The sequence below is a fragment of the Streptomyces sp. NPDC021224 genome, from assembly GCF_044332905.1.
In the GTDB taxonomy this organism is placed as follows: domain Bacteria; phylum Actinomycetota; class Actinomycetes; order Streptomycetales; family Streptomycetaceae; genus Actinacidiphila.
Window position 1 is genome coordinate 67,149 of record NZ_JBIRPW010000008.1, and the last position, 23,959, is coordinate 91,107.

Sequence of the window (23,959 nt, forward strand, 5' to 3'; positions counted from 1 at the left end):
CGCAGCCGAACCGCCCCTCCGTTTACGGGTATTCAGGCGATACGGTCCAGAACGATCGGCCGCGGCGTGAATTCCGTGCCCTCCGCCGCGACCGTCACCGCGCCCTCCAGCGCCTCCAGGGCGTACCCGAAGCGCTCGGGGGTGTCGGTGTGCAGGGTCAGCAGCGGCTCGCCCGCGCGGACCGCGGCGCCCGGCTTGGCGTGGATCTCGACGCCCGCGCCCGCCTGCACGGCGTCCTCCTTGCGGGCGCGGCCCGCGCCGAGGCGCCAGGCGGCGACGCCGACCGCGTAGGCGTCCAGCTCGGTCAGGACGCCCGTGGCGGGGGCGGGGACGACATGCCGCTCGGCGGCGGTGGGCAGCGGGGCGTCGGGGTCGCCGCCCTGGGCGCGGATCATGCGGCGCCACACGTCCATCGCGGAGCCGTCGGCGAGGGCCTTCTCCGGGTCGGCGTCGGGCAGCCCGGCGGCGTCCAGCATGTCGCGGGCCAGCGCGAGGGTGAGCTCGACGACGTCGGCGGGGCCGCCGCCCGCCAGGACCTCCACCGACTCGCGCACTTCGAGGGCGTTGCCCGCGGTCAGGCCGAGGGGCACGGACATGTCGGTGAGCAGCGCGACCGTGCGCACCCCGTGGTCGGTGCCCAGGCCCACCATGGTGGCGGCCAGTTCGCGGGCGTCCTCCAGGGTCTTCATGAAGGCGCCGGAGCCGACCTTGACGTCCAGCACGAGCGAGCCGGTGCCCTCGGCGATCTTCTTGGACATGATCGAGGAGGCGATGAGCGGGATCGACTCGACCGTGCCCGTCACGTCCCGCAGCGCGTAGAGCTTGCGGTCGGCGGGCGCGAGGCCGTCGCCCGCGGCGCAGATGACCGCGCCCGTGCCGCGCAGCACGTCCAGCATCTCGGTGTTGCTGAGGGCCGCGCGCCAGCCGGGGATCGACTCCAGCTTGTCGAGCGTGCCGCCGGTGTGGCCGAGGCCCCGTCCGGACAGCTGCGGCACGGCGGCGCCGCACGCGGCGACCAGCGGGGCGAGCGGCAGGGTGATCTTGTCGCCGACGCCGCCGGTGGAGTGCTTGTCGGCGGTCGGACGGTCGAGCGAGGAGAAGTCCATACGCTCGCCGGAAGCGATCATCGCGGCGGTCCAGCGGGCGATCTCGGCGCGGTCCATGCCGTTGAGCAGGATCGCCATGGCGAGCGCGGACATCTGCTCGTCGGCGACCGCCCCGCGGGTGTACGCGTCCACGACCCAGTCGATCTGCTCGTCGGTGAGCCGGGCGCGGTCACGCTTGGCGCGGATGACGGAAATGACGTCCATGGGGCTGCTCCTCGCCGCGGGCGGCGGCTGGTGGTGGGTGGTACGTGTCGGGTGGACATGGCCGGCCCCGGCGGCGGGCCACCGGGCGCTGCGGGGGGCTCGCGGCACGTCGGGGCGGCCCGGGGCCGGGCGGGGCCGCGCGCCCGGCGCGGGACGGCCCGTGCGGCGGGCCGCCCCGACGTGCCGCGGCGCGCCGTCCGGGCAGGGCCGCGCCCGCGCCGACCCGCGGACGGGCCTTACCGGCCGAGGTCGTCGGCGCCGAAGGCGTCGGGGAGGATCTCGCTCATCGGGCGCACCCCGGCCGCGGTGTCGACGAGCAGTGCGGGGCCGCCGTTCTCCCACAGCAGCTGGCGGCAGCGCCCGCACGGCATGAGGGGCTCGCCGCGGCGGTCGACGCACGCGAAGGCGGTGAGCCGGCCGCCGCCGCTGGCGTGCAGCGCGGAAATCAGGCCGCACTCGGCGCACAGCGCGACCCCGTAGGCGGCGTTCTCGACGTTGCAGCCGACGACGGTGCGCCCGTCGTCGACGAGCGCCGCGGCGCCGACCGGGTAGCCGGAGTAGGGCGCGTAGGCCTTCTCCATGACCTCCCGGGCGGCGGCGCGCAGCGCCTTCCAGTCGACGTCGCAGACGCCGGAGACGCCGGAGTCACTGCACGCGCTGCTGTCCGGGCTCATCCGCCCTGCCCCTTCCGGTACGGCTGCCCGTCCGCCTTCGGCATGCGCAGCCGCTGCGCGAACAGGCCCATCACCAGCAGCGTGGCGACGTACGGCGAGGCCTGCACGACCTCGGAGGGGACGGAGTCGGTGGTCATGTACCACACTGCCAGCAGCACGGCGAAACCGAGCGCGAAGCCCGCCGACACGTACGCCTTGCGGAGGTACTTCCACACCGCCATGGCCAGCAGCAGCACCGCGAGCAGCAGGAGCAGCGCGTGCACGGAGTCCGTGCCGCTGCGCAGCTGGAGGCTGTCGGTGTAGCCGAACAGGCCCGCGCCCATGGCGAGCCCGCCGGGCCGCCAGTTGCCGAAGATCATCGCGGCGAGGCCGATGTAGCCGCGGCCGCTGGTCTGGCCTTCGAGGTAGAAGTGCGTACCGACCGACAGGAAGAAGCCGCCGAGCCCGGCGAGGCCGCCGGAGACGATGACGGCGACGTACTTGTAGAAGTAGACGTTGACGCCCAGCGACTCCGCGGCCACCGGGTTCTCGCCGCACGAGCGCAGCCGCAGGCCGAAGGACGTGCGCCACAGCACGAAGAAGGTCGCGACGAAGAGCACCACGGTCAGCAGCGTCAGCGAGGAGATCCGGGTGACGAGGCCGCCGAGGACACCCGCGAGGTCGGACACCACGAACCAGTGGTGCTTCTCCAGGGTGGAGAGCCAGTGCGACAGGCCCGGCACGGTGAAGGACTTCATGTCCTCCATCGGCGGCGACTGCTTGGGCGTGCCGCCCTCGGTCGCGGCCTTGCCGACGTTGAAGATCCGCTTGGCCATGTACGCCGTGACGCCCGCGGCCAGGATGTTCATCGCGACACCGGCGATGATGTGGTCGACGCCGAAGGTGACGGTGACGACCGCGTGCACCAGGCCGCCCGCCATGCCGCCGAGCACACCGGCGACCACGCCCATCCACGGGTTCATCGCCCAGCCGGCCCAGGCACCGAAGAAGGTGCCGAGGATCATCATGCCTTCGAGGCCGATGTTGACGACACCGGCCCGCTCCGCCCACAGGCCGCCGAGCCCGGCGAGGGCGATCGGTACGGCGCCGGTGAGCGTTCCCGCGATCTGGCCGGAGGACGTGACGTCGTCCGCGCCGGCGATGGCGCGCACCGCGGACACCACGACGATCGCCGCGGCGATGACGAGCAGCAGCACGGGCGCGGACAGCCGGCGGCGGCCGGGCTTGGCACCGGGCGCGCGCGGCGCCGCGGGCGGCGGGGTCTCAACGGCGGTGGCGCTCATGCCGTCACCTCCTGCTGCTTGGTCGGGGTGCCTGCGGCGGCGAGTTCCGCGCCGACTTGGCGTTGCTGCCGGGTCAGGCCGTAGCGGCGGACCAGCTCGTAGGCGATGACGACGGCGAGCACGATCGCGCCCTGGATGACGCCGACGATCTCCTTGTCGTAGCCCTCGAACTCCAGGCCGTTGGAGGCACGCTCCAGGAAGGCCCACAGCAGGGCGCCGATGGCGATGCCGATCGGGTTGTTGCGGCCGAGCAGGGCGACCGCGATACCGGTGAAGCCGATGCCGGTCGGGAATTCGGTGCTGTACTGGTGGGCGTCGTTGAGCAGCGTCGCCATGCCGACGAGACCGGCCATCGCGCCGGACAGCACCATGCTGATGACGACCATCTTCTTGACGTTGACGCCGCCGGCCTGCGCGGCGGACTCCGAGCGGCCGACGGCGCGCAGGTCGAAGCCGAAGCGGGTGCGCGACAGCACGAACCAGTACACGACGCCCGCGAGCCCGGCGAAGACGATGAAGCCGTAGACCGGGTCGGTCTGGGTGGTGAAGTTGAACAGGTGGCTGCCCGACGGCAGCGGCTTGGTGCTGGTGCTCAGCGACTGCTTGTTGGTCACGCCCAGCCGGCCGTCCTGCAGGAAGTAGCCGATGACGATGCCCGCGATCGAGTTGAGCATGATCGTCGAGATGACCTCGCTGACCCCGCGGGTCACCTTCAGCACACCGGCGATGGCGGCCCACGCGGCGCCGACGGCCATGGCGGTCAGCACGATGACCGGGATCTGGATGACACCGGGGATCGACATCGCCCCGCCGACGGCGGCGGCGAAGAAGGCCGCCAGGCGGTACTGCCCGTCGACACCGATGTTGAACAGGTTCATCCGGAAGCCGATGGCCACCGCGAGACCCGACAGGTAGTACGGGGTCGCCTTGTTGAGGATGTAGACCTGGCTGTCGGACTTGCCGCCGTAGGTCATCATCAGATGGAAGGCGTGGAACGGCTCCTTGCCGCTGGCCAGCAGCACCAGTGCGGTGACGACCAGGCCGCCGAGCACGGCGAGCACGGGGGCGGCCAGGCCCAGCAGCACCCGGTCCTTGTCGAACTTCTTCATCGGTCCTCTCCCCCGGCCTGCTTCGGTACGTCCGGATCCCCCGCGGGTTCGTGTTCCAGATGGCCCGCGGCGGCGCCGGTCATGGCCGAGCCCAGCTCCTCCGGGGTGATCGTCGCCGGGTCGGCGTCCGCGACGAGGCGGCCGCGGTAGATGACCCGCAGCGTGTCGGACAGGCCGATCAGCTCGTCCAGGTCCGCGGAGATCAGCAGCACCGCGAGACCCTCGCGGCGGGCGGCCCGGATCTGGTCCCAGATCTGCGCCTGCGCGCCGACGTCCACGCCCCGGGTCGGGTGCGCGGCGATCAGCAGCTTGGGCAGGTGGCTCATCTCGCGGCCGACGATCAGCTTCTGCTGGTTGCCGCCGGACAGCGACGCGGCCGTGACCTCGATACCGGGGGTGCGCACGTCGAACTCGCGCACGATCCGCTCGGTGTCGCGGCGCGCCGCGCCCGGGTCGATGAGCAGACCGCGGGAGTTGGGGCGCTCGGTGACATGGCCGAGGATGCGGTTCTCCCACAGCGGGGCTTCCAGCAGCAGGCCGTGCCGGTGCCGGTCCTCGGGGATGTAGCCGATGCCGTCCTCGCGGCGGGCCCGGGTGGGCACGCGGGTGATGTCGCGGCCGTCCAGGGTGAGCGTGCCGGCGTCCGCCGGCCGCATGCCCATGACGGCCTCGACGAGTTCGGCCTGCCCGTTGCCCTCGACACCGGCGATGCCGAGGACCTCGCCCTTGTGGATGGTGAAGCCGATGCCGTCCAGGACGATGCGCTCGACACCGTCGGAGTCGGTCTCGGCGAGCCGCAGGCCCTCCACCGTGAGCATCGGCTCGTCGGTGACGGTCGACTCGCGGGTCTCCGGCGACGGCAGCTCGCTGCCGACCATCAGCTCGGCGAGCTGCCGGGCGGTGGTGGCCTTCGGGTCGGCGTCGCCGACCGTGGTGCCGCGGCGGATGACGGTGATCGCGTCCGCGACCGACAGCACCTCGCCGAGCTTGTGCGAGATGAAGATGACCGTCAGGCCCTCGGACTTCAGCTCCCGCAGGTTCTCGAAGAGCGCCTCGACCTCCTGCGGGACGAGCACCGCGGTGGGCTCGTCGAGGATGAGGATGCGGGCACCGCGGTAGAGGACCTTGAGGATCTCCACGCGCTGCCGGTCGGCCACGCCCAGGTCCTCCACAAGGGCGTCCGGCCGCACGCCGAGCCCGTACGCGTCGGATATCTCCCTGATGCGCGCGCGGGCGCGCCCGCCGATGCCGTACGCCTTCTCGCTGCCGAGGACGACGTTCTCCAGCACCGTGAGGTTGTCGGCGAGCATGAAGTGCTGGTGGACCATGCCGATGCCGCGGGCGATGGCGTCGCCCGGGTCGCGGAAGTCCGCGGCCTCGCCGTTGATCGCGATGGTGCCCTCGTCCGGCTTCTGCATGCCGTAGAGGATCTTCATCAGGGTGGACTTGCCGGCGCCGTTCTCGCCCACGAGGGCGTGCACGGTGCCGCTGCGGACGGTGATGTCGATGTCGTGGTTGGCGACGACACCGGGGAACCGCTTGGTGATGCCGCGCAGTTCGACGGCGGGGGGTGCGGGGGGACTCGTGGACGCGTTGATGGCGCACTCTCCTCGGGGGAAAGGCTCGGGGCAGTGGTGGAACTGACGCGCGGCCGAGGCCCGGAGGGGCTGCCGGAGCAGCCCCCGCCGGGCCTCACTGGTCTTACCGGCTCACCGGCTCGCCGGTAGGGCCGCAGGTCACGGGGTCGAGCTGACCTTCACCTGGCCGGAGACGATCTTCTGCTTCGCCGCGTCCAGCTGGGTCTGGATGTCGGCGATGAAGTTGCCCGAGGTGGCCAGCGACACGCCGTCGTTCTTGAGGTCGTAGGTGTTGGTGCCGACCTTCGGCTTCTTGTCCTTGTCGACCGAGTTGATCAGGTCGTAGACCGCCACGTCGACGTTCTTGATCGCCGAGGTGAGGATCGACTTCTGGTACTTGGCCAGCGCCGGGTCCTGGTACTGGTCGGAGTCGACGCCGATCGCCCAGGCGCCGGACTTGCCCGCGACCTTCTGGATCGAGCCGTCACCGGACAGGCCGGCCGCGGTGTAGATGACGTCGATGCCCTTGTCGAGCATGCCCTGCGCCTTGCCGGCCGCGGAGGCGGCGTCGTTGAAGCCGCGCGGGTCGTTCTTGTACAGGTACTCGCGGGTGACCTGGACGTTCGGCTTGGTGTCCTTGACGCCCTGGGCGAAGCCCGCGTCGAAGGTGCCGATCAGCGCGTTCTGCACGCCGCCGATGAAGCCGACCTTGCCGCTCTTGGTCTTCAGCGCGGCCGCGACGCCCGCCAGGTACGAGGACTGCTCGGTCGCGAAGACCATGCTGTCGACGTTGGGCAGGTCCACGACGGAGTCGACGATGCCGAAGGTCGTGTTGGGGTACTTCTTCGCGATCTTCGTCAGCGCCGGGCCGTAGGTGTAGCCGACCGCGATGACCGGGTTGTAGCCCGCGGCGGCCATCGAGTCCAGGCGCTGCTCGCGGTCGGAGTCGGTCTCACCGTTGGCGGCGGTCAGCTCCTTCGACTCCAGACTCAGCTCCTTGTCGGCCTTGTCCAGGCCGCGTGCCGCCGAGTCGTTGAAGGAGTGGTCACCACGGCCGCCGACGTCGTACGCGATGCCGACGCCCTTGGACTTGGCACCGCCGGAGCTGCTGCTGCCGCCGCTGGAGCTGCTGCTGCTCGACGAGCTGTTGTCGTCCGTCGTGCTGCTTCCGCACGCGGCCACGGACAGCGCGAGAGCCGCGGTGGCCACACCCGCGGCAGCGATCTTGGATACCCGGCGCAAGAGGGTCCCCTTCGGTTGTGTCGCGCCCCGTCCGGCGCTGGCTACGCGGGAGCTTAACGCGCGTAGATGTCAGGTAAAGACCGAATGAAGGCCCGTTATCGGATCGACGCATTTCCGCCGGGTGAAGCCCCGGTGACCGGGGCTTCACACCCTGTCAGGCCAGCAGCACAACCCCTGTGAAGAGGTTCACACCGACGTCGATCGCACCCTCGTCCGCGTCGAAGTCGCCCTGGTGCAGATCGTGGGTCGCGGTGTCGCCGGGCGACCGCACCCCGAGCCGGGCGAGCGCTCCGGGAACCTGCTCCAGATACCACGCGAAGTCCTCCCCGCCGAGGCTCTGCTCGGTGTCCTCCACCGCGTGCAGACCGTACCGCGCGGTCATCGCGTCCCGCAGCATCTCGGTCGAGGCCGGTTCGTTGACGGTGGGCGGCACCCCGCGCTGGTAGGTGATCTCGACCTTGGCCCGGTACATCGAGGCGACCTGGTCGATCACCTCGTGCACCAGGTCCGGGGCGTCGTGCCACGCCGCCAGGTCAAGGCAGCGCACGGTGCCCTCCAGCTCCGCGTGCTGCGGGATGACGTTCGCGGCGTGCCCGGCCTGGATACGGCCCCACACGATGCTCAGGCCCGCGCGCGGATCCACCCGCCGGGTCAGCACCATCGGCAGCTCGGTCGCGAGCTTGGCCGCGGCCATGACCAGGTCCGTCGTCAGGTGCGGCCGGGCGCTGTGCCCGCCAGGACCGTCCAGCGCCAGCAGCAGCTTGTCGGCGGCCGAGGTGATCGCGCCCTGCCGCAGGCCGATCCGGCCGACCTCCACCTTCGGGTCGCAGTGGACCGCGAAGATCCGCTCGACGCCCTCCAGCGCCCCGGCCTTCACCGCGTCGATCGCCCCGCCGGGCATGACCTCCTCGGCGGCCTGGAACACCAGCCGCACCGGGCGCGGCAGCTTCCCCTGCCGCTCCAGCTCGGCGAGCACCAGCCCGCTGCCGAGCAGGACGGTGGTGTGCACGTCGTGCCCGCACGCGTGCGCCCGCCCCTCGGCGGTCGAGCGGTACGGCACGGCCTTGAGGTCGGCCACCGGAAGGGCGTCCAGATCGGCCCGCAGCGCCAGCCGCCCGCCGGGCCGGTCGGGACCGATGTCGCACACCAGACCCGTCCCGCCGGGCAGCACGCGCGGCCGCAGCCCCGCCGCCTCCAGCCTGGCCCGGACCTTCTCGGTGGTCCTGAACTCCTGGCGACTCAGCTCCGGATGCCGGTGCAGATCCCGGCGGAAGGCGATGAGCTCGTCGCGCAATTCTTCGGACAGCGCACCGGACGGCGCTGAGGGTGATTCGTTCACCTCAGTCAGGGTAGGCCCACCGGGCCCCGCGGCCGGGCCGATCGGGCAAAATCCGGGGCCCCTGGCCGAGAAAAAGTCGCCCGATCGGCGCATACCCGGGCATCGGCGAGGGTATGACCACCCTTTTGGGTTACGGGGTGGGGCTACCCTCCCGCTCTCCGCGCCAAGGGGCCCAGCAGCCGGGCGTACAGGTCCAGCAGCGGCGCCGACTCGGTCTGCCACGACCACTCGCGCAGCACGTCCACCCGGTCGTACGCCTTGCGGTAGCGGCGCGGGTTGGTCAGGACCGCGCCGACCGCCCGCACGAAGTCCGCGGTGTCGCCGGAGCGGAAGACCTCGCCGTTGCCGAGTTCGAGAGTGGCCGCGGCCATCGCCCGCACATCGCTCACCACCACCGGCAGCCGGGCGTGGGCGTACTCGAAGTAGCGGGTGGCCAGCACCGGCTGGTGGTGCGGGAGCTTGTGGACCGGCAGCACGCCGATGTCCGCCGTCGCCAGGAACGCCGGGATCTCCGCGACCGGCACGTACGGCAGGACGTGCAGCCGCCCGTGCACGCCCAACTGCGCCGCCCGGTCCAGCAGCGGCGCCAGGGCCGGGTGCTCCGGGTCCGGGACGACGAAGGCCGCGTGCAGGTCGTACAGCTTCGGCAGCGCCTCGACCACGATCGCGTGCCCGCGGTCCGGGGCCACCGGGCCCGTGTGCACCAGCAGCGGCACGTCGGCCGCCAGCCGGCAGCGGTCCCGCACCCCGCTCGGATGCGCCGCCGGGCCCTCCGCCAGCGGCGGGGCGTTGCGCACCACCGCCGGGGTCGCCGCCAGCCGGTGCCGGGCCCGCAGCTCGCGCGCCAGCCCCTGGCCGACCGTGACGACCCCGTCCGCCTCCCCCGCGAACGTGCGCTCGTGCGCGTCCGCCGCGACGTTCGCCCGGCGGGAGGCCGCGGGCGTACGCGACGGGGCGTCCCACACCACCTCGATCCGGTGGCCCGAACCCTCCGCGCGCAGCGCCGCCCGGATCGCCACGCCCAGCGCGCGGTGGCCCAGCGCGTGGATCAGGTGCGGGCGCACCGAATCCAGCACCGGCCCGTACGCGACCTCCTCGTCCAGCAGCGACGGATCCAGCCGCCGCCACGCCCTGCGGCCCAGCACCAGCCGGGCCACGTCCGTCATGAGGTTGTCCAGCCGCGCGTCCGGACTGCGCCGCCGCCGCACCGCCGCCACGTACTGCGCCGCGCGCATCCGCGTCCAGCCCGCCCGCACCCCGTACCGCACCCACGCCACGGTGTGCCCGCAGCGGGCCAGCGCGAGCAGCGGCAGCGGGCGGTGCACCACGACCAGCTCCGCCGCGCGCGTCATCAGCATCTGCCGGGCCGCCGCGAGCCGCACCGTGCGGTGGTCGTACGCGCCCGCGCTCCGGTACGCCAGCGGCCAGCGCAGCCCCGGCCGCGGCCGCCGCACCCGGTGGTTGCCGAGCACCCCCGGCACGGTGACCTGCCGGACCTCCACCCCGGGCAGCCGCACGGTGGCGGGCGCCTGGCCCACCAGCGTCACGTGGTACCCCGCGCCGCGCGCCGCGGCCGCCACCCGCAGGGCCCGCGAGTCCCCGTCCACCCCGCCGCTCGTCACGACAGCCAGCCTGACGCTGCGCCTGCCTGTGAGGGTGGGCTCCGACGGTTCCTCCGTCATGGGCCGAACGTCCGCCGACCCGGGCCCGCGTAAAGATCCCGCCATTCCCGCACCTTGTCCTACGGAGTTGATCACGAGGTTACGCCCCCCTTACGCGGGGGCGAACTCCCCCGGGGCCCGCCCCATGGACTGCCGCGCGCGGTGGCGGTTCCTTTTCCCCGGTGGGGGCTGAGCGCGCGGTTCCCCGCGCCCCCGGTTTGTTGCCGTGCGGACGGCGGGCGTTGCGGGTGAGGGCACTCGTTCTAGGTCGCGGGCGACTTCGCCGAGGAGGCGATCGCGGAGAGGAACGTGTGCGCCCGGTCGCCCGCCGCAGGCGTGAGCCAGGCGGGGTCGATGTCGACGACCTGCAGGTCCACCCCCGTGCCCGCCAGCACGAGAGGCAGCGTGTGGACGACGGTCGACGGGAAGGAGAGGATCACCCGCCCCGCGGGCCCGCGCCGGGCGACGAGTTCGAGCGGGAGGTCGGGCCGCACGATCTCCAGCCCCGTCTCCGCGGCGAGCCGGTGCAGCTTGTCCTGCGCCTCCTTGCGGTGCGCGAAATACCGCTTCGCACCGTGCCGCGCCGCGAGGTCCGCGACGACCGCGAGGTAGTGCTCGGGGTCGACGACGCCGGTCTCGACGAGCGACGTCCCGATGAGGTCCGTCCCGGCGAGCACGTGCGGCGGACCGAAGCGGCCGCGGGTCCAGGCGAAGGCGTTGACGGTGCGGGTCATCCCGGCGGGCAGCGTGGCGGGCATCGCGCTGAACAGCTCGACGCGCCGCCGCCCGCCCGGCGTGAGGCGGCGCCGCGCGGCGGACGCGAAGACGCCGAAGGCCGCCTCGACGGGCGAGCGGCGCCGTCCGCTGCGGTGCCAGCGCACGAGCCGCCCGCCGCGTTCGAGGATGGCGGTGAACTCCATCGTGGCGGTGCCGTCGTCGACGACGGTCAGTTCCTTCGCCCGGCACAGCGGCAGCAGCACCTGCACGAGCCGCGAGAAGGGGTCGCCGATGACGAGCCGCCGTACCCGCAGCAGCGTGGGCGCGAGCGCGATTGCCGTGCGCAGCAGCCCGCCGCGGTTGCCGCGGGCCTCGAACCAGCGCACGGCCAGGCCCTCGTCGCGGGCGAGTTCCGCCATCCGCCGCAGCTGCCCGCGGCTGGTGGGGTCGGCGGGCGAGAGCACGACGACGGTGACGGGCACGCGCCCGCGTACCGCCGTACCGGATTCCGTGCCGCCGCCGTCGCCCTCCCGGGCGGCGGGGATGCCGGGCTGTATGTGCGCCCACTCCAGGACGTTGAGCAGCTGCACGGGTGACTCGACCAGTGCGACCGTCCCGTGGCCCGGATGGGGCGCGGGGGCGCGGCCGGCGGAGGCGGGGGTGGCGGTCGTCCTCGACTCGTCCATGTCCTCGAAGTCCTCGTGTCCTCGGTGCTCGCTCGGTGCTCTGGGTGCTCTGTCGTGGGCGCTCGGCCGCGCGTCAGACGGACGCGGTGGCGTCGGCCCCGGCCTCCTCGGCCGCCTCCGCCTGGGCGACGACACCGGCGATGCGGCGCAGCTTCTTCATCGGGCCCAGCTCGCCGTCGTAGACCTTCTTGACGCCGTCGCCGAGCGAGGTCTCGATGATGCGGATGTCGCGGACGAGCCGCTCCAGGCCCTGCGACTCGACGGACGCGGCCTGGTCGGAGCCCCACATGGCGCGGTCCAGGGTGATGTGCCGCTCGACGAAGACGGCGCCGAGCGCGACCGCGGCCAGCGTGGTCTGCAGGCCGACCTCGTGGCCGCTGTAGCCGACGGGCACGTTCGGGTACTCGGTCTGCAGGGTGTTGATCATCCGCAGGTTGAGCTCCTCGTGCTTGGCCGGGTAGGTCGAGGTGGCGTGGCAGAGCACGATGTTGTCGCTGCCGAGCACCTCCACCGCGTGCCGGATCTGGCGGGGCGTGGACATGCCGGTGGACAGGATCACCGTGCGGCCGGTCGCGCGCAGCGCGCGCAGCAGGTCGTCGTCGGTCAGGCACGCGGACGCGACCTTGTGCGCGGGCACGTCGTACTGCTCCAGGAAGGCGACCGACTCGACGTCCCACGGGGACGCGAACCAGTCGATGCCGCGCTTGCGGCAGTACTCGTCGATCGCCCGGTAACCGGCCTCGTCGAACTCCACGCGGTGGCGGTAGTCGATGTACGTCATCCGGCCCCAGGGGGTGTCGCGCTCGATGTCCCACTGGTCGCGCGGGGTGCAGATCTCCGGCGTCCGCTTCTGGAACTTGACGGCGTCGCAGCCCGCGGCCACGGCCGCGTCGATCAGCGCGAACGCGTTCTCCAGGTCGCCGTTGTGGTTGATGCCGATCTCGCCGGTGATGTACACGGGCTGGCCGTTGCCGATGTGGCGCGAGCCGACCTTGCGGAGGTTGGCCGGGAGGGAAGCGAGAGGAGAGTTCACGGGTGGTTCCTTAGGGGGTTTCGGGACTGGATCAGGGGTGTGGTGGCCGGGTCAGCGGGCCAGAGTGGGACCGAGGAGCCATGCGGCGATCTCGCGGATCGCGCCGTGGCCGCCCTCGGCCGTGGTGATCGCACGGGCGGCGGCCCGTACGACGTCGTGCGCTCCCGCGACGGCCACCGGCCAGCCGACCAGGCCGAAGCACGGCAGGTCGTTGACGTCGTTGCCGGCGTAGAGCACCCGCTCGGGCGCGATGCCGTTCTCCTCGCACCACTGCTTGAGCGCGAGGTCCTTGCGGTCGATGCCGTGCAGGACGGGCACGTTGAGCTTGCGCGCCCGTGCGGCGACGACCGGGTTGGTCTCGGTGGACAGGATGAGCACGGGGAGTCCCGCGCGGCGCAGGGCCGCGATCCCGAGCCCGTCACCGCGGTGCACGGTGACGGCCTCATGTCCGTCCGCATCGATCAGCACCCGGTCGTCGGTCTGGGTGCCGTCGAAGTCCAGTACGACCGCGTCGACGTCGTCGCAGGTCGGGATGGCCGCCGTCGGATCGAGCAGCGGGGCCAGGGCGCGGGCGCGCGCGAGATCGGCGGGCTCGTCGATCTCCAGCACCTTCGCGGGGTCGGTGCGCACCAGCGCGGTACGCCCGAAGAAACGGTGGCCCGCGGCGCGGAAGCCGGCCGCGCGCATCGCGTACGCCGTCCCCGTCTCCAGCAGGTCCTGCGGGCGGTCCTGGCGGCGGGGACGGGTGGCCTTGTCGTGGTTCACGCCGTACGCGGAGGCGCCCTCGTCCGCGCCCTCGCGCCAGATGAAGCCGTGGAAGGGCGCGACGGTGTGCGCGGTGTCGGCGCCGCCCTCGGTGACCGCGGCCACGACGCCGTCGATCTCCTCCGCCGTGACGAACGGGCTGGTGCACTGCACGAGCAGCACCACCTCGGTGCTGCCCGGCTCCGCGGAGGTCATCGCCTCGTACGCGTCCATCGCGTGCAGCACCGCGGCCTCGCTCGTCGCGGTGTCCCCGGCGATCGCGGGCGGGCGCAGCACGACGTCGGCACCGGCGGTACGGGCGGCCTCGGCGATCGAGGGGTCGTCGGTCGACACGACCACGCCGGTGACCCGGCGGGCCCGGCGGCACGCCTCGACCGCCCGGGCGATGAGGGGCACGCCGCCGACCGGAGCGAGGTTCTTCCCGGGCACCCCCTTCGAGCCGCCGCGCGCGGGGATGACGGCGAGAACGCTCCGCTCGGTGCTCATGAGGTGACTCCTGTCGTGAGGGTGTGCGTGCCGCACGGGCTTGCGTTCTCGGGGCATCCCGCCCCCGCCGGGCGAGCGTTTCGAGGGCGCCTCGACGCCGCCGGGCGAGCGTTTTCAGGGCGCCTCGACGCCGCCGGGCGAGCGTTTTCAGGGGCGCGGGGAACTGCGCGCTCAGCCACGACGGTGGCGCGGGTAGTCACCGGCCCGAAGGGGCAGTCGCTGTCGTTCCCGGACCACCGGCCGGTGGTGGGTTGCTCGCGCAGTTCCTCGCGCCCCTGAAAAACGCTCGCCCGGCGGCGCAGCCGCGGCCCCGGGGCGCGCCCCACCGCCCTACGCAGTAGTGAGGTCACAGCTGCCCCCAGCGGCGGATGGCGGGGGCTACCCGCTGAACCCCCTGCCGGTAGGCAGTGCGCGCGGAGTTGCGGACGAACTCGCGCACCGCCGCCCGCACGGGCCCCGCCTCGCGCGGGGCGAAGCCCGCGACGGGCTCGCCGGTGGGGTCCAGGCCGTGCCGGGCGAGGACGCCGGGAAGGTAACCCGGCGCGGTGCGCAGCGTGTAGTACGGCTCCAGCGGGGGGAGGGACTCCTCCTCCAGGAGGGCGGCGACCCGGCCGCGCAGGGCCGCGTACGGCGCGGCGCCGTCGACCCCGTGCGTGGACGTCCATTCCGCGGACGCCCGCGGCAGGTGCCCGTCGTCCAGCTCGTCCCACGAGGCGTAGCAGCCGGAGCCGAGGAAGTGGTGGTTGCCGAGGGACTCGCGGATGCCGAGGTCGGTGAGCACCGCCGTGGGTATGCCGCGGTGCAGCGATTCGAGCGCGGCGGTCGAACTGACCGTCACGAGCAGGTCGGTGCGGTCCAGGACCTCGGCCATGTTGCCGTAGACCAGGCGCAGGTTGTCCGGCGGATCGAGGTCGGCCACCAGCTTCTGGTAGGGCTGCTCCTCGATGTGGGTGGTGTGTTCGCCGGGTTTGCTGCGCAGCTTGACGAGCACGTCGCGGCGCGGGTGCAGCCGGGCGTGGGCGACGGCGCGGCGCAGCAGGTGCAGCCGGTCCTTGCGGCTGTCGGGCACGGACGGCTGGACGGCGAAGGTGACGGTGAAGGGCCGCGTCCCGTCGGGTTTGTAGCGGTCGCCGCCGAGGAAGGGCAGCGCGGTCTCGACGATGCTGCCGGTGCGGTGGCCGACGCCCGCGTAGACGTCGCGGAAACGGCGGGCGTCGTCGGCGCTGTTGGCCAGGACGACGTCGGCGCCGGCCCGCAGCAGCAGGCCGTCGGCGAGCTTCTCGTAGACGACGCCGACGTATCCGGTCACGACGACGGGGCGCCGGGAGCGGCCCGCCCAGGCGTGGTTGAAGCCGTGCAGCAGCGCCTGGCAGGTGCCGCCGACGCAGGAGACGACGACGACGTCGCAGGTGTCGGCGCTGGTCTCGGCGAGGATCTCCGCGGCGGTGCGCTCGACCATCGTGTCGGCGGGGATGCCGAGTTCGGCGAGCTGGCGGGGCGTGGGGGTGGCGCGGCCACGCAGCAGGCGCGCGTCGAGCCGGGCGTCCGGGTCGATCCGGCGCGCCACGAGCGCGCCCCATTTCCACCGGGTGTCCGAATCGGCGATCACAGTGACCCGCAGCGGGCCTGACGTACGTGTTGGCACAGCGCCGACAGTAGGAAGCGGGCGGGTGGAATTGACGAATCAAAGGACAACGGGAGGTAAACAGAATGCCGCTACTTTGCACGGAGGGCTTCCGATCAGCGGCATCACCGGTTGGACATTTTCCGTTTACCCAAACGTTCCCCGGTCGCCAAGTACCCCGCGCGGCAAGACCATAGGATTCATCGGGTGGTCAAGCTCTCCGTCATCGTGACGTTCTACAACGTGCAGCAATTCGTGCCCGACGCACTCAAGAGTCTGCGTGCGAACAACCGTCCGGATTACGAGTTCCTGCTGATGGACGACGGGTCCTCGGACCAGACGCCGCAGCTGCTCGAAGAAGGGGCGCGGACCCTGCCCGGCGCACGCGTCCTGCGACGCGACCACGGCGGTGTCTCCGCCCTGCGCAACGCCGGGATCGAGGCCTCCGAAGGCACGTACCTGACCTTCATGGACGGCGACGACTGGATGGCGCCCGGCTATCTGGACCAGCTCGTGCACGCCATGGAGCGGCTGGACGTCGACTTCCTGCGCACCGACCACGTCAAGTGCACGGGCGCCAACCGGGAGGTCGTCCGGGCCCCGCACGGCCGCCGCGGCGCGGTGCTCGCGCCGCGCGACTGCATCCTGCCGGCCGAGCGGCCCTCGCTCGTGGACTACCCCAACCTGCCCTTCGGCGCCTACCACCGGCGCACCGTGGACAACGGCCTGCTGCGCATGCCCGAGGAGCTGCGCACCGCCGAGGACCGGCTGTGGGCGTGGCGGATGCACCTCAATGCCGGGTCCGTGGGCGTCGCGAGCCTGCTCGGGATGCATTACCGGCGTGATGTGACCACGTCGCTCACCCGCATCGGCGACGAGCGCCAACTCGATTTCGTCCGCTCCTGCGAACTCGTCTTCGACATGCTCGCGAAGGACCCCGAAGGCGAGCGCTACCTGCCGAAAGCGATCCGGCAGTTCTGCGCCCTCATCATTTTCCACCTGGAACAGACAGACCGCTTCGAGCCCGCCGTCGCACGCCGTCTGAAGTCGGTGAGCGCCGCTGCTCTCGGCCGGCTCCCCGCCGATACGCTCAACGCGGTCCTGGACGCGATGGATATCGAACGCAGCACGAAAATCCGCCGGTTGCGGTGGCGCTCCGGCGGCGGATCCGGCAGCACCGGCAACGGAACGGCGGCCGCGTGATGGCCACCACCCAGCTGCTCATGGCGTCCACCCTCTACGGGGCCGCGACGCTCGCCGCCGCGATCGACGCCGGCACCCTCCCGCCCGCCGACCGCCGCATCCTCGTGGTCAGCAACAACGCCTCCGTGCCCGAGACACAGCCCGCCCTCGACGAGGCGCCCGGCTTCGCCGCGCTGCGCTCCCGCTTCGACCGGCTGGTCTCCTGGAACGCCTTCGTCAGCCCGCTGCACCCGGGCGGCTGGACCCCGCGCGTCAACGAGATCCCCATGTGGGAGCGGTACGTGCGGGCGCTGTGGGACCTCGGGGACGACGACGTCGAGCTGGTCGTCGAGTCCATCCAGGTCCCGCCGTCGCTGGCCTTCGCCCAGGTCTTCACCGGCGCGCCCATCACCGTCTACGCCGACGGCCTCATGTCGTACGGCCCGACGCGCAACAAGCTCGGCCTGCTCGTCGACACCCGCATCGACCGGCTGCTGCACCTCGACCTCGTGCCCGGCCTGCGGCCGCTGCTGCTCAGCGAGTTCGGCGTCGAGCCGCGGATCGTGCCCGGTGCCGAATTCACCAAGGTCCTCCAGGAGGTCGCCGAGGCCTCCGCCGACGACGACGCCCTCACCGGCCTCCCGCAGGGCGCCGCGCTGCTGCTCGGCCAGTACCTGTCCGCGCTCGGCATCCTCAGCGTGCGCGAGGAGGAGGAACTGCACCTGGCGATGGTGCGCGGCGCCGCCGCGCTCGGCCACCAGGACATCGTCTTCAAGCCGCACCCCACCGCGCCCGCGAGCTGGACCGAGCCGCTGGCCGCCGAGGCCGAACGGCTCGGCTGCCGGCTGACGGTGCTCGACACGCCCGTACTGGCCGAGGTCGTCTACCAGAAGGCCCGCCCCGCGCTCGTCGTCGGCTGCTTCTCCACCGCGCTGCTCACCGCGTCCGCCCTCTACGGCATCCCCGTCGCCCGCACCGGCACGGACCTGCTGCTCGAACGGCTCTCGCCGTACCAGAACAGCAACCGGGTGCCCGTCACGATCGTCCATGCCCTGCTGCCCGACCTCGCCGCCCCGGCGGCCGTACGGTCCTGGACCCCGCCCACCCCGGAGTCCGTCGCCGCCGACCTCACCCCGCTGATCCGCGCGGTCGGCTTCTGCATGCAGTCCGCGGCGTACCCGCACCTGCGGGACGAGGTGGCGCAATGGCTCGCCGCGAACCTCACGAAGCGGACGTGGCCCTACTTCAAGCGCCGCCGCCTGACCTCGCTGGGCCTGCCGGGAGGCGTCCCGGCCAAGCTCTCGTTCGTCCCGCGCAACCGCGTCGTCCGCCGCGTGGCGCGCCGGGCACGCGCCTTGCGCAAGAGGGCACGCTCCTAACGCCTAGAAGGTGTCCGACGGCACGTACGTGCCCCACACCGCGCGGAGCGCGTCGCACACCTCGCCCACGGTCGCGCGGGCGCGCAGCGCGTCCCGCATGGGGTAGAGGACGTTCTCCGTGCCGCCCGCCGCCTTCTGGAGCGCGGCCAGCGCCGCGTCCACCGCGGCGGAGTCGCGTTCGGCGCGGAGGGCGGTGAGCCGCGCGGCCTGGCGTGCCTCGATCGCCGGATCGACGCGCAGCGGCTCGTACGGCTCCTCCTCGTCGAGCTTGAAGCGGTTGACGCCGACGACGACGCGCTCGCCCGCGTCCGTCTCCAGGGCGATGCGGTACGCGTTGCGCTCGATCTCGGACTTCTGGAAGCCGTGCTCGATCGCGGCGACCGCGCCGCCGAGGTCCTCGACGCGGGCCATGAGGTCGAGGGCGGCGGCCTCGACGTCGTCGGTGAGCTTCTCGACGACGTAGGAGCCCGCGAAGGGGTCGACGGTCGCGGTGACGTCCGTCTCGTACGCGAGCACCTGCTGGGTGCGCAGGGCCAGCCGCGCGGACTTGTCGGTGGGCAGCGCGATGGCCTCGTCGAAGGAGTTGGTGTGCAGCGACTGCGTGCCGCCGAGCACCGCGGCCAGGCCCTGGACGGCGACGCGCACCAGGTTGACCTCGGGCTGCTGCGCGGTGAGCTGGACGCCCGCGGTCTGGGTGTGGAAGCGCAGCATCAGCGACTTGGGGTTCTTCGCGCCGAACTCCTCGCGCATCACGCGGGCCCAGATCCGCCGGGCGGCGCGGAATTTCGCGACCTCCTCCAGGATCGTGGTGCGCGAGACGAAGAAGAAGGACAGCCGCGGCGCGAAGTCGTCCACGTCCATCCCGGCGGCGATCGCGGTGCGCACGTACTCGATGCCGTCGGCGAGCGTGAAGGCGATCTCCTGCGCGGGCGAGGCCCCGGCCTCGGCCATGTGGTAGCCGGAGATCGAGATGGTGTTCCACTTCGGGATCTCGGCCTTGCAGTACGCGAAGATGTCCGCGATGAGCCGCAGCGACGGCTTGGGCGGGAAGATGTACGTCCCGCGCGCGATGTACTCCTTGAGCACGTCGTTCTGGATCGTGCCGGTGAGCTTGTCGGCCGGGACCCCCTGCTCCTCGCCGACGAGCTGGTAGAGCAGCAGCAGGAGGGCCGCGGGCGCGTTGATGGTCATCGACGTGGACACCTTGTCCAGCGGGATGCCGTCGAAGAGCACCCGCATGTCGTCGATCGAGTCGATCGCGACGCCGACCTTGCCGACCTCGCCGTGCGCGAGCGGCGCGTCGGAGTCGTGGCCCATCTGGGTGGGCAGGTCGAAGGCGACGGACAGGCCCATGGTGCCGTTGGCGATGAGCTGCTTGTAGCGCGCGTTGGACTCCGACGCGGTGCCGAAGCCCGCGTACTGCCGCATCGTCCAGGGCCGTCCGGTGTACATCGAGGGGTAGACCCCGCGGGTGTACGGGTAGCCGCCGGGCTGCCCCAGCCGCTCGGCCGGGTCCCAGTCGGCCAGCGCCTCCGGGCCGTAGACGGGTTCGATCGGCAGGCCGCTCTCCGACTCGCGCGTCATGCTGCACGCCTCCGCTGTACTCAAGGGCTGAAACAACCGGGATGAACGAATAGGGGTGGGGTGGATGTTTGCGGACCGGCGCGAACCGGCGAAGTTACCGACACGGACTGTAGTGGCGGGCCCGCACGGGGCGCAGCGCCGCGAGCTGGGACCTTCCTCACAGTACGGAGTCCGCGGCCCGGAGCGGTGGAACCGTGCGCGCCGGATACGTGTCTATGCGGGCACAACGGCTGATCAAGGGGATAACCAGCGATGTCGACAGGTATAGGCAGAGGCAGCAGCGGCAGACGACGGCGGATGTCGGTGCCGATGACGGCGGCGGCCGGAGCGGCGCTCGCCGCCGCGCTGCTCAGCGCGTGCGGTCCGGACGGCAGCGGCGCGGACGGCAAGCCGTCGGCGTCCGCGACGGCATCGGTGTCCGACCCGGCGACCACCGCCGCGCCCGCCACGTCCGAGGCCGCGCCGACGACACCGCCCACCACGACGGCGGCGCCCACGACCACGGCGCCGAAGCCCTCGCAGACCCCCGCCACGAAGGCCCCCGCGCAGCCCGCCGCCCTGATGGCGTCGGGCCAGACCAGCGCGAAGGTCCGCGAGCTGCAGGCCCGGCTGGGCCAGCTGCACTTCTTCTCCCGCAACCCCACGGGCTTCTACGGCACCGTCACCGAGCACGCGGTGAGCGACTTCCAGGAGCGGCACGGCCTGTCCGGCAGCGGCACCAGCGTCACCGAGACCACATGGTCCAAGCTCACATCGCTGACGCACACCCCGACGCACAAGGAGCTGTACCCGCCGGCCCCGGCCAAGCCCGAGCAGAAGCTGGACGCGCGCTGCATGACCGGCCGCGCGCTGTGCATCAGCAAGACCACCCGCACGCTGTCGTGGGTCGTCGACGGCAAGGTGCAGGCCACCATGGACGTCCGCTTCGGGTCGCAGTACACGCCGACCCGCGAGGGCCTCTTCCACGTGAACTCCAAGAGCCGCGACCACGTCTCGACGATCTACCACACGTCGATGCCGTTCGCGATGTTCTTCAGCGGCGGCCAGGCCGTGCACTACTCCTCGGACTTCGCGGCGCGCGGCTACGCGGGCGCCTCCCACGGCTGTGTGAACGTCCGCGACAAGGCGGCGATCTCCAAGCTCTTCGACGAGGTCAAGGTGGGCGACAAGGTCGTCGTCTACTGGTGACCCGCGAGCAGGCGGAGGAGCGCGGCCGGGCAGGGGGAATGCGCCCGGCCGCGCTCCGTGTCCGACCCCGGTACGGGGAGAACCGGGGTCATCGGGGCCGATGACCAGTCGGCCTTACTCCCTACAGCGCACGGGCCGTCAGAAGTGTCACCTGCCCGGCGGGCGGGACGGGGAGCGGTGTCCGGGACGGGTGGTGCGGGAGCCCGCGCTGCCGGGCGGGCGCCCGGCGCGGTCGCCCTGGTCGGGCCGGTCCGCGGTGGCCTGTCCCCCGGCGCCCCCGGCGCCCCCGGCGGGGTACGCCGCGGAGGGGTCCTGGCCGTGGTCCGGCGCACCGTACGTCTCGGGTGACTGCGGCGCGTCGACGCGTTCGCCCCAGGAGTTCCAGCCGTCCCCGCGGGAGTACCCGCCCCCGCCGTCCCGGTCGTTCCCCTGGTCGTTGTCGTTGCCCTGCTCGTTGCCTTGTCCGTTGCCCTGGCCGCTCCCCCGGTGGGTGCCCCGGCCGTGGCCGCCCGTACGGGAGCCGTCGCCCGTGCCGGCGTCGGTGCGGCAGGGGGCGGGGGCGCCGCGGCAGCCGCGGACGGTACGGCCGGTGTCGTGCTCACGCTGCGGGGTGCCGGTGGCGCGCGGCGCCGGGAAGCGCGTGGTGGGGCCCGCGGTCCACGGGCCCAGCCGTCCGCCGTCGGGTGAGACGGCCGCGGGCGGGCGGGTCTCCAGCGGGCTGGTGCCCGCGCCGCCGGGGGCCAGCGAGCGGGCGGCCGCGGCCATGCCGACCACGACCCCGCCGAGCGCGAGCGCCGAGACGACCGCGGCCGCCATCACCCGCGGCCTGCGCACCGCGAACGCGGCACGCAGCGCGGCCAGCCGCCCCGGCCGCGGCGCCTCCCCGGTCGCGGCCCGCCCGGCGACCGCGCTGCGGAAGGCGGCGAGCGCGGCGGCCTCACGGGCCGGGTCGAGCACGGGGCCCACCTCGCGGGCGGCGCTGAGCAGCCGCACCAGGCGGTCGGCGGGCACACCGGTCGGCGCGGTGGTGCTGCCGCCGTCGAGCAGTGTCTCGGCGGTGCGGGCGTCGGGCCAGGTCTGGCCGCGGACGGCCGTGCCGCGGCGCTCGGGGCGCGGCACGGGGTAGACCGCCGGGCGGTGCTCGTACCGCCGGGCCCGGTAGGGGTGACGGGCCGGGTGGGGCAGGTCGGTGGATGCGGTGTCACGTCGCGTGTTGTCGCTCATCCCACTCCCTCACAGCGCCTTGGACGCGGAAAACGTCACATCCGCGTTCTGCCGGTCCGCCGGCCGCTGCCCGGGGACGCCACGCCGGCCCTCCTCGCCGTCGCTCCCGCCGTCCTCGTCCCCCTCGCCGTCCCGGTAGCCCTCCCCGCCCCCCTCGTCGGTGTAGTCCAGGATCTCGGCGAGCCGCCGCAGCCCGCGGTGAGTCGCCATTCTCACCGATCCGGCCCGTTTCCCGAGCACTCTTGCCGCACTGGTTGAATCGAGTCCCATCACCACCCGCAGCAGCACCGCTTCCGCCTGCTCCCGCGGCAGCGCCGCTATCGCCGCGAGCGCCCGGTCGGTCGCGACCGCGTCCAGCGCCTCGCCGGCCGTGTCCGACCGGTCCGGCATCTGCACCAGGTCGTCCACCCCGCCGCCGGCGACCGGCCGACGGGCCCGCGCGCGGATGTGGTCCAGCGCGCGGTTGCGGGCGATCCGCGCCGCCCAGCCGCGTATCGACCCGCTGCCGCCGCGGTAGTTGGGCAGGTCACGGGCTATCTGGAGCCACGCCTCGGACGCGACGTCCTCGGCCTCGCCCGGACCGACCAGGCTGCGCACGTAGTTGAGCAACTGCGGCTGCACAGCGCGGTAGACGGTACGGAACGCCCCCTCGTCGCCCTGCTGCGCCGCACTGACAGCGGCCTCCAGAGACTCCGGCAGTTCCACGTCCGGCCCCACCCCCTCGAACACACGGCCAATCCTGCCTCATAAGGGCCTGTGACACTTTTGGTCTGGGATACGCCGTACAAGTCGGCGGCCGGGGACGCTCCTGTGGGGGGAGGCGGCCCCCGGCCGTCGTCACTCGTACCACCCGCCCGGGTGCGCACCCCGCACCCGGGCGCGCGCCACGGAGGAGCCCGCCGTCATGCATGTGGACCGCCTCCCCGACGGCCTCCCCCCGGGCCGGATCGTGGCCGGTTCCGCCCCCGGGCTGTGGATGAGCCACGAACCCGTCGTCGCGCCCGGCCGGTTGTGGACGTCCTGCCACCGCCAGCACCGCCGCACCGGCTGGTACCCGGTGCTGATGGCGTGGCCCTGCGGGCACGGCAACGGGCACGGGCCCGAGGAGGTCGCCACCGTAGACGTCGCCGAGTCGCTGCGCGACTCCTGGCAGTCGTACGAACTGAGCCGCGCGGCGCGGCCGGTGCTCTGGCCCGCGCGCGGCAGGTCCGGGCCCGACCCGACGACGGACGCGGGGCAGAGCGCGGGACTGCGGGTGCCGTTCGGCGCCTGGCCGGGGCTCGCGGCGGCGTCCGAGCCGCACCCGGGGCCGTCGCCGGACGCGGTGGCGCGGGTCGCGGTCGGGCAGATGCTGCACTACTTCACCACCCGCTTCGTGGCATATGTCGCGCTCGTCCGGGTGGACCGCAGCGCCGACATCCCCGCCGCGGTGGGCTGGGAGGCCGACGCGCCCGCGCTGGAGCTGTCCGCGCTGCTGCGGACGTGGGAGGACCGGTTCGGGGCGCGCGTCATCGGCTTCGAGGGCGCCTCGCTCTTCGTCTCGGTGGCCTCGCCGCCGCTCGCGTCGCGGCACGCCGCCCATGTGGCGCTGGAGCACGTCCTGACGGGGGCGACCAATCTGAACGACGGCGGCTTCCCCTTCGCCGAGTACGCGGAGGCGCTGCGCGGCGAACGGCTGTGGTCGTTCTGGTGGGACTGACGGGGACGGCCCCCGGAGCGGGGGCCCGGGGAGGGCGACGCGGGCGTCAACGGGGGACGACACGAGGGGCCCGTACGGGTGAAGTTCGTATGTCCGCCCGCCGCGTTCGAAGCGGCCCCGCCTAGAGTGGTCTTCCGCCGTAGGGCCCGTTCCGTTCACTCTCCTGGAGCCCCGCTGCTGTCCAGCGACCCCGCCTC

Annotated in this window: 19 protein-coding genes; 4 read left to right on the forward strand and 15 right to left on the reverse strand. The window is 72.9% G+C overall.

Annotated elements, in window-relative coordinates:
- Positions 1–32: 32 nt before the first annotated feature.
- The 12 genes from ACH4PY_RS21235 to ACH4PY_RS21290 all read right to left on the reverse strand — a co-directional run bounded on the left by ACH4PY_RS21235 (position 33) and on the right by ACH4PY_RS21290 (position 15,527).
- Positions 33–1,310, reverse strand: coding sequence for a thymidine phosphorylase (locus tag ACH4PY_RS21235; RefSeq protein WP_398184897.1), 1,278 nt, complete (start codon positions 1,308–1,310; stop codon positions 33–35).
- Positions 1,311–1,546: 236 nt separating this feature from the next.
- A complete protein-coding gene (locus ACH4PY_RS21240; RefSeq protein ID WP_398184900.1) occupies positions 1,547–1,984 on the reverse strand; it encodes a cytidine deaminase in 438 nt (145 codons plus the stop codon).
- Positions 1,981–3,267, reverse strand: coding sequence for an ABC transporter permease (locus ACH4PY_RS21245; RefSeq protein WP_398184903.1), 1,287 nt, complete (start codon positions 3,265–3,267; stop codon positions 1,981–1,983). The genes ACH4PY_RS21240 and ACH4PY_RS21245 overlap by 4 nt, the downstream gene beginning before the upstream one ends.
- Entirely contained in the window at positions 3,264–4,376 is a 1,113-nt protein-coding gene (locus ACH4PY_RS21250; protein WP_398184906.1) for an ABC transporter permease, read from the reverse strand. Before ACH4PY_RS21250 ends, ACH4PY_RS21245 begins: the two co-directional genes overlap by 4 nt.
- Positions 4,373–5,974: an ABC transporter ATP-binding protein gene (locus tag ACH4PY_RS21255; RefSeq protein ID WP_398185832.1), complete on the reverse strand. Its 1,602-nt coding sequence runs from the start codon at positions 5,972–5,974 to the stop codon at positions 4,373–4,375. The genes ACH4PY_RS21250 and ACH4PY_RS21255 overlap by 4 nt, the downstream gene beginning before the upstream one ends.
- A 138-nt stretch (positions 5,975–6,112) precedes the next feature.
- The gene (locus ACH4PY_RS21260; RefSeq protein WP_398184909.1) at positions 6,113–7,195 is read right to left on the reverse strand and encodes a BMP family protein; all 1,083 of its coding nucleotides are present in this window, start codon (positions 7,193–7,195) and stop codon (positions 6,113–6,115) included.
- Positions 7,196–7,349: 154 nt separating this feature from the next.
- Complete coding sequence (locus tag ACH4PY_RS21265; RefSeq protein ID WP_398184912.1) at positions 7,350–8,534, reverse strand: M20 family metallopeptidase; 1,185 nt, start codon at positions 8,532–8,534, stop codon at positions 7,350–7,352.
- Positions 8,535–8,677: 143 nt separating this feature from the next.
- Positions 8,678–10,216: a glycosyltransferase gene (locus ACH4PY_RS21270; protein WP_398184915.1), complete on the reverse strand. Its 1,539-nt coding sequence runs from the start codon at positions 10,214–10,216 to the stop codon at positions 8,678–8,680.
- Between the two features lie 242 nt (positions 10,217–10,458).
- Positions 10,459–11,598 (reverse strand): hypothetical protein, encoded by a 1,140-nt coding sequence (locus ACH4PY_RS21275; protein ID WP_398184918.1) that lies wholly within the window; start codon positions 11,596–11,598, stop codon positions 10,459–10,461.
- A gap of 73 nt (positions 11,599–11,671) precedes the next feature.
- Positions 11,672–12,631 (reverse strand): N-acetylneuraminate synthase family protein, encoded by a 960-nt coding sequence (locus ACH4PY_RS21280; RefSeq protein ID WP_398184921.1) that lies wholly within the window; start codon positions 12,629–12,631, stop codon positions 11,672–11,674.
- Positions 12,632–12,682: 51 nt separating this feature from the next.
- Positions 12,683–13,882 carry a cytidylyltransferase domain-containing protein gene (locus tag ACH4PY_RS21285; protein WP_398184924.1) on the reverse strand — a complete coding sequence of 400 codons (1,200 nt, stop codon included), beginning with the start codon at positions 13,880–13,882 and terminating at the stop codon, positions 12,683–12,685.
- Positions 13,883–14,228: 346 nt separating this feature from the next.
- A complete protein-coding gene (locus ACH4PY_RS21290) occupies positions 14,229–15,527 on the reverse strand; it encodes a DUF6716 putative glycosyltransferase (protein ID WP_398184927.1) in 1,299 nt (432 codons plus the stop codon).
- Positions 15,528–15,713: 186 nt separating this feature from the next.
- Here ACH4PY_RS21290 and ACH4PY_RS21295 point away from each other — a divergent pair, with 186 nt between their 5' ends.
- Positions 15,714–16,709: a glycosyltransferase family 2 protein gene (locus ACH4PY_RS21295; RefSeq protein WP_398184929.1), complete on the forward strand. Its 996-nt coding sequence runs from the start codon at positions 15,714–15,716 to the stop codon at positions 16,707–16,709.
- Positions 16,709–18,067, forward strand: coding sequence for a polysialyltransferase family glycosyltransferase (locus ACH4PY_RS21300; RefSeq protein ID WP_398184932.1), 1,359 nt, complete (start codon positions 16,709–16,711; stop codon positions 18,065–18,067). Before ACH4PY_RS21295 ends, ACH4PY_RS21300 begins: the two co-directional genes overlap by 1 nt.
- Positions 18,068–18,070: 3 nt before the next feature.
- Here ACH4PY_RS21300 and ACH4PY_RS21305 read toward each other — a convergent pair whose 3' ends face one another.
- Positions 18,071–19,651, reverse strand: a complete 1,581-nt coding sequence (locus ACH4PY_RS21305) for a methylmalonyl-CoA mutase (protein ID WP_398184935.1) — start codon at positions 19,649–19,651, stop codon at positions 18,071–18,073.
- A gap of 252 nt (positions 19,652–19,903) precedes the next feature.
- Between ACH4PY_RS21305 and ACH4PY_RS21310 the strand changes: the two genes are divergently transcribed.
- Positions 19,904–20,839 carry a L,D-transpeptidase family protein gene (locus tag ACH4PY_RS21310; RefSeq protein ID WP_398184937.1) on the forward strand — a complete coding sequence of 312 codons (936 nt, stop codon included), beginning with the start codon at positions 19,904–19,906 and terminating at the stop codon, positions 20,837–20,839.
- 147 nt (positions 20,840–20,986) lie between these two features.
- On the opposite strand, the gene ACH4PY_RS21315 is transcribed toward ACH4PY_RS21310, so the two are convergent.
- Complete coding sequence (locus ACH4PY_RS21315; protein ID WP_398184940.1) at positions 20,987–22,063, reverse strand: hypothetical protein; 1,077 nt, start codon at positions 22,061–22,063, stop codon at positions 20,987–20,989.
- A gap of 9 nt (positions 22,064–22,072) precedes the next feature.
- Positions 22,073–22,792, reverse strand: a complete 720-nt coding sequence (locus tag ACH4PY_RS21320; RefSeq protein WP_398184943.1) for an RNA polymerase sigma factor — start codon at positions 22,790–22,792, stop codon at positions 22,073–22,075.
- 175 nt (positions 22,793–22,967) lie between these two features.
- On the opposite strand from ACH4PY_RS21320, the gene ACH4PY_RS21325 reads away from it, so the two are divergent.
- Positions 22,968–23,762, forward strand: coding sequence for a DUF4253 domain-containing protein (locus ACH4PY_RS21325; protein ID WP_398184946.1), 795 nt, complete (start codon positions 22,968–22,970; stop codon positions 23,760–23,762).
- Positions 23,763–23,959 lie beyond the last annotated feature (197 nt).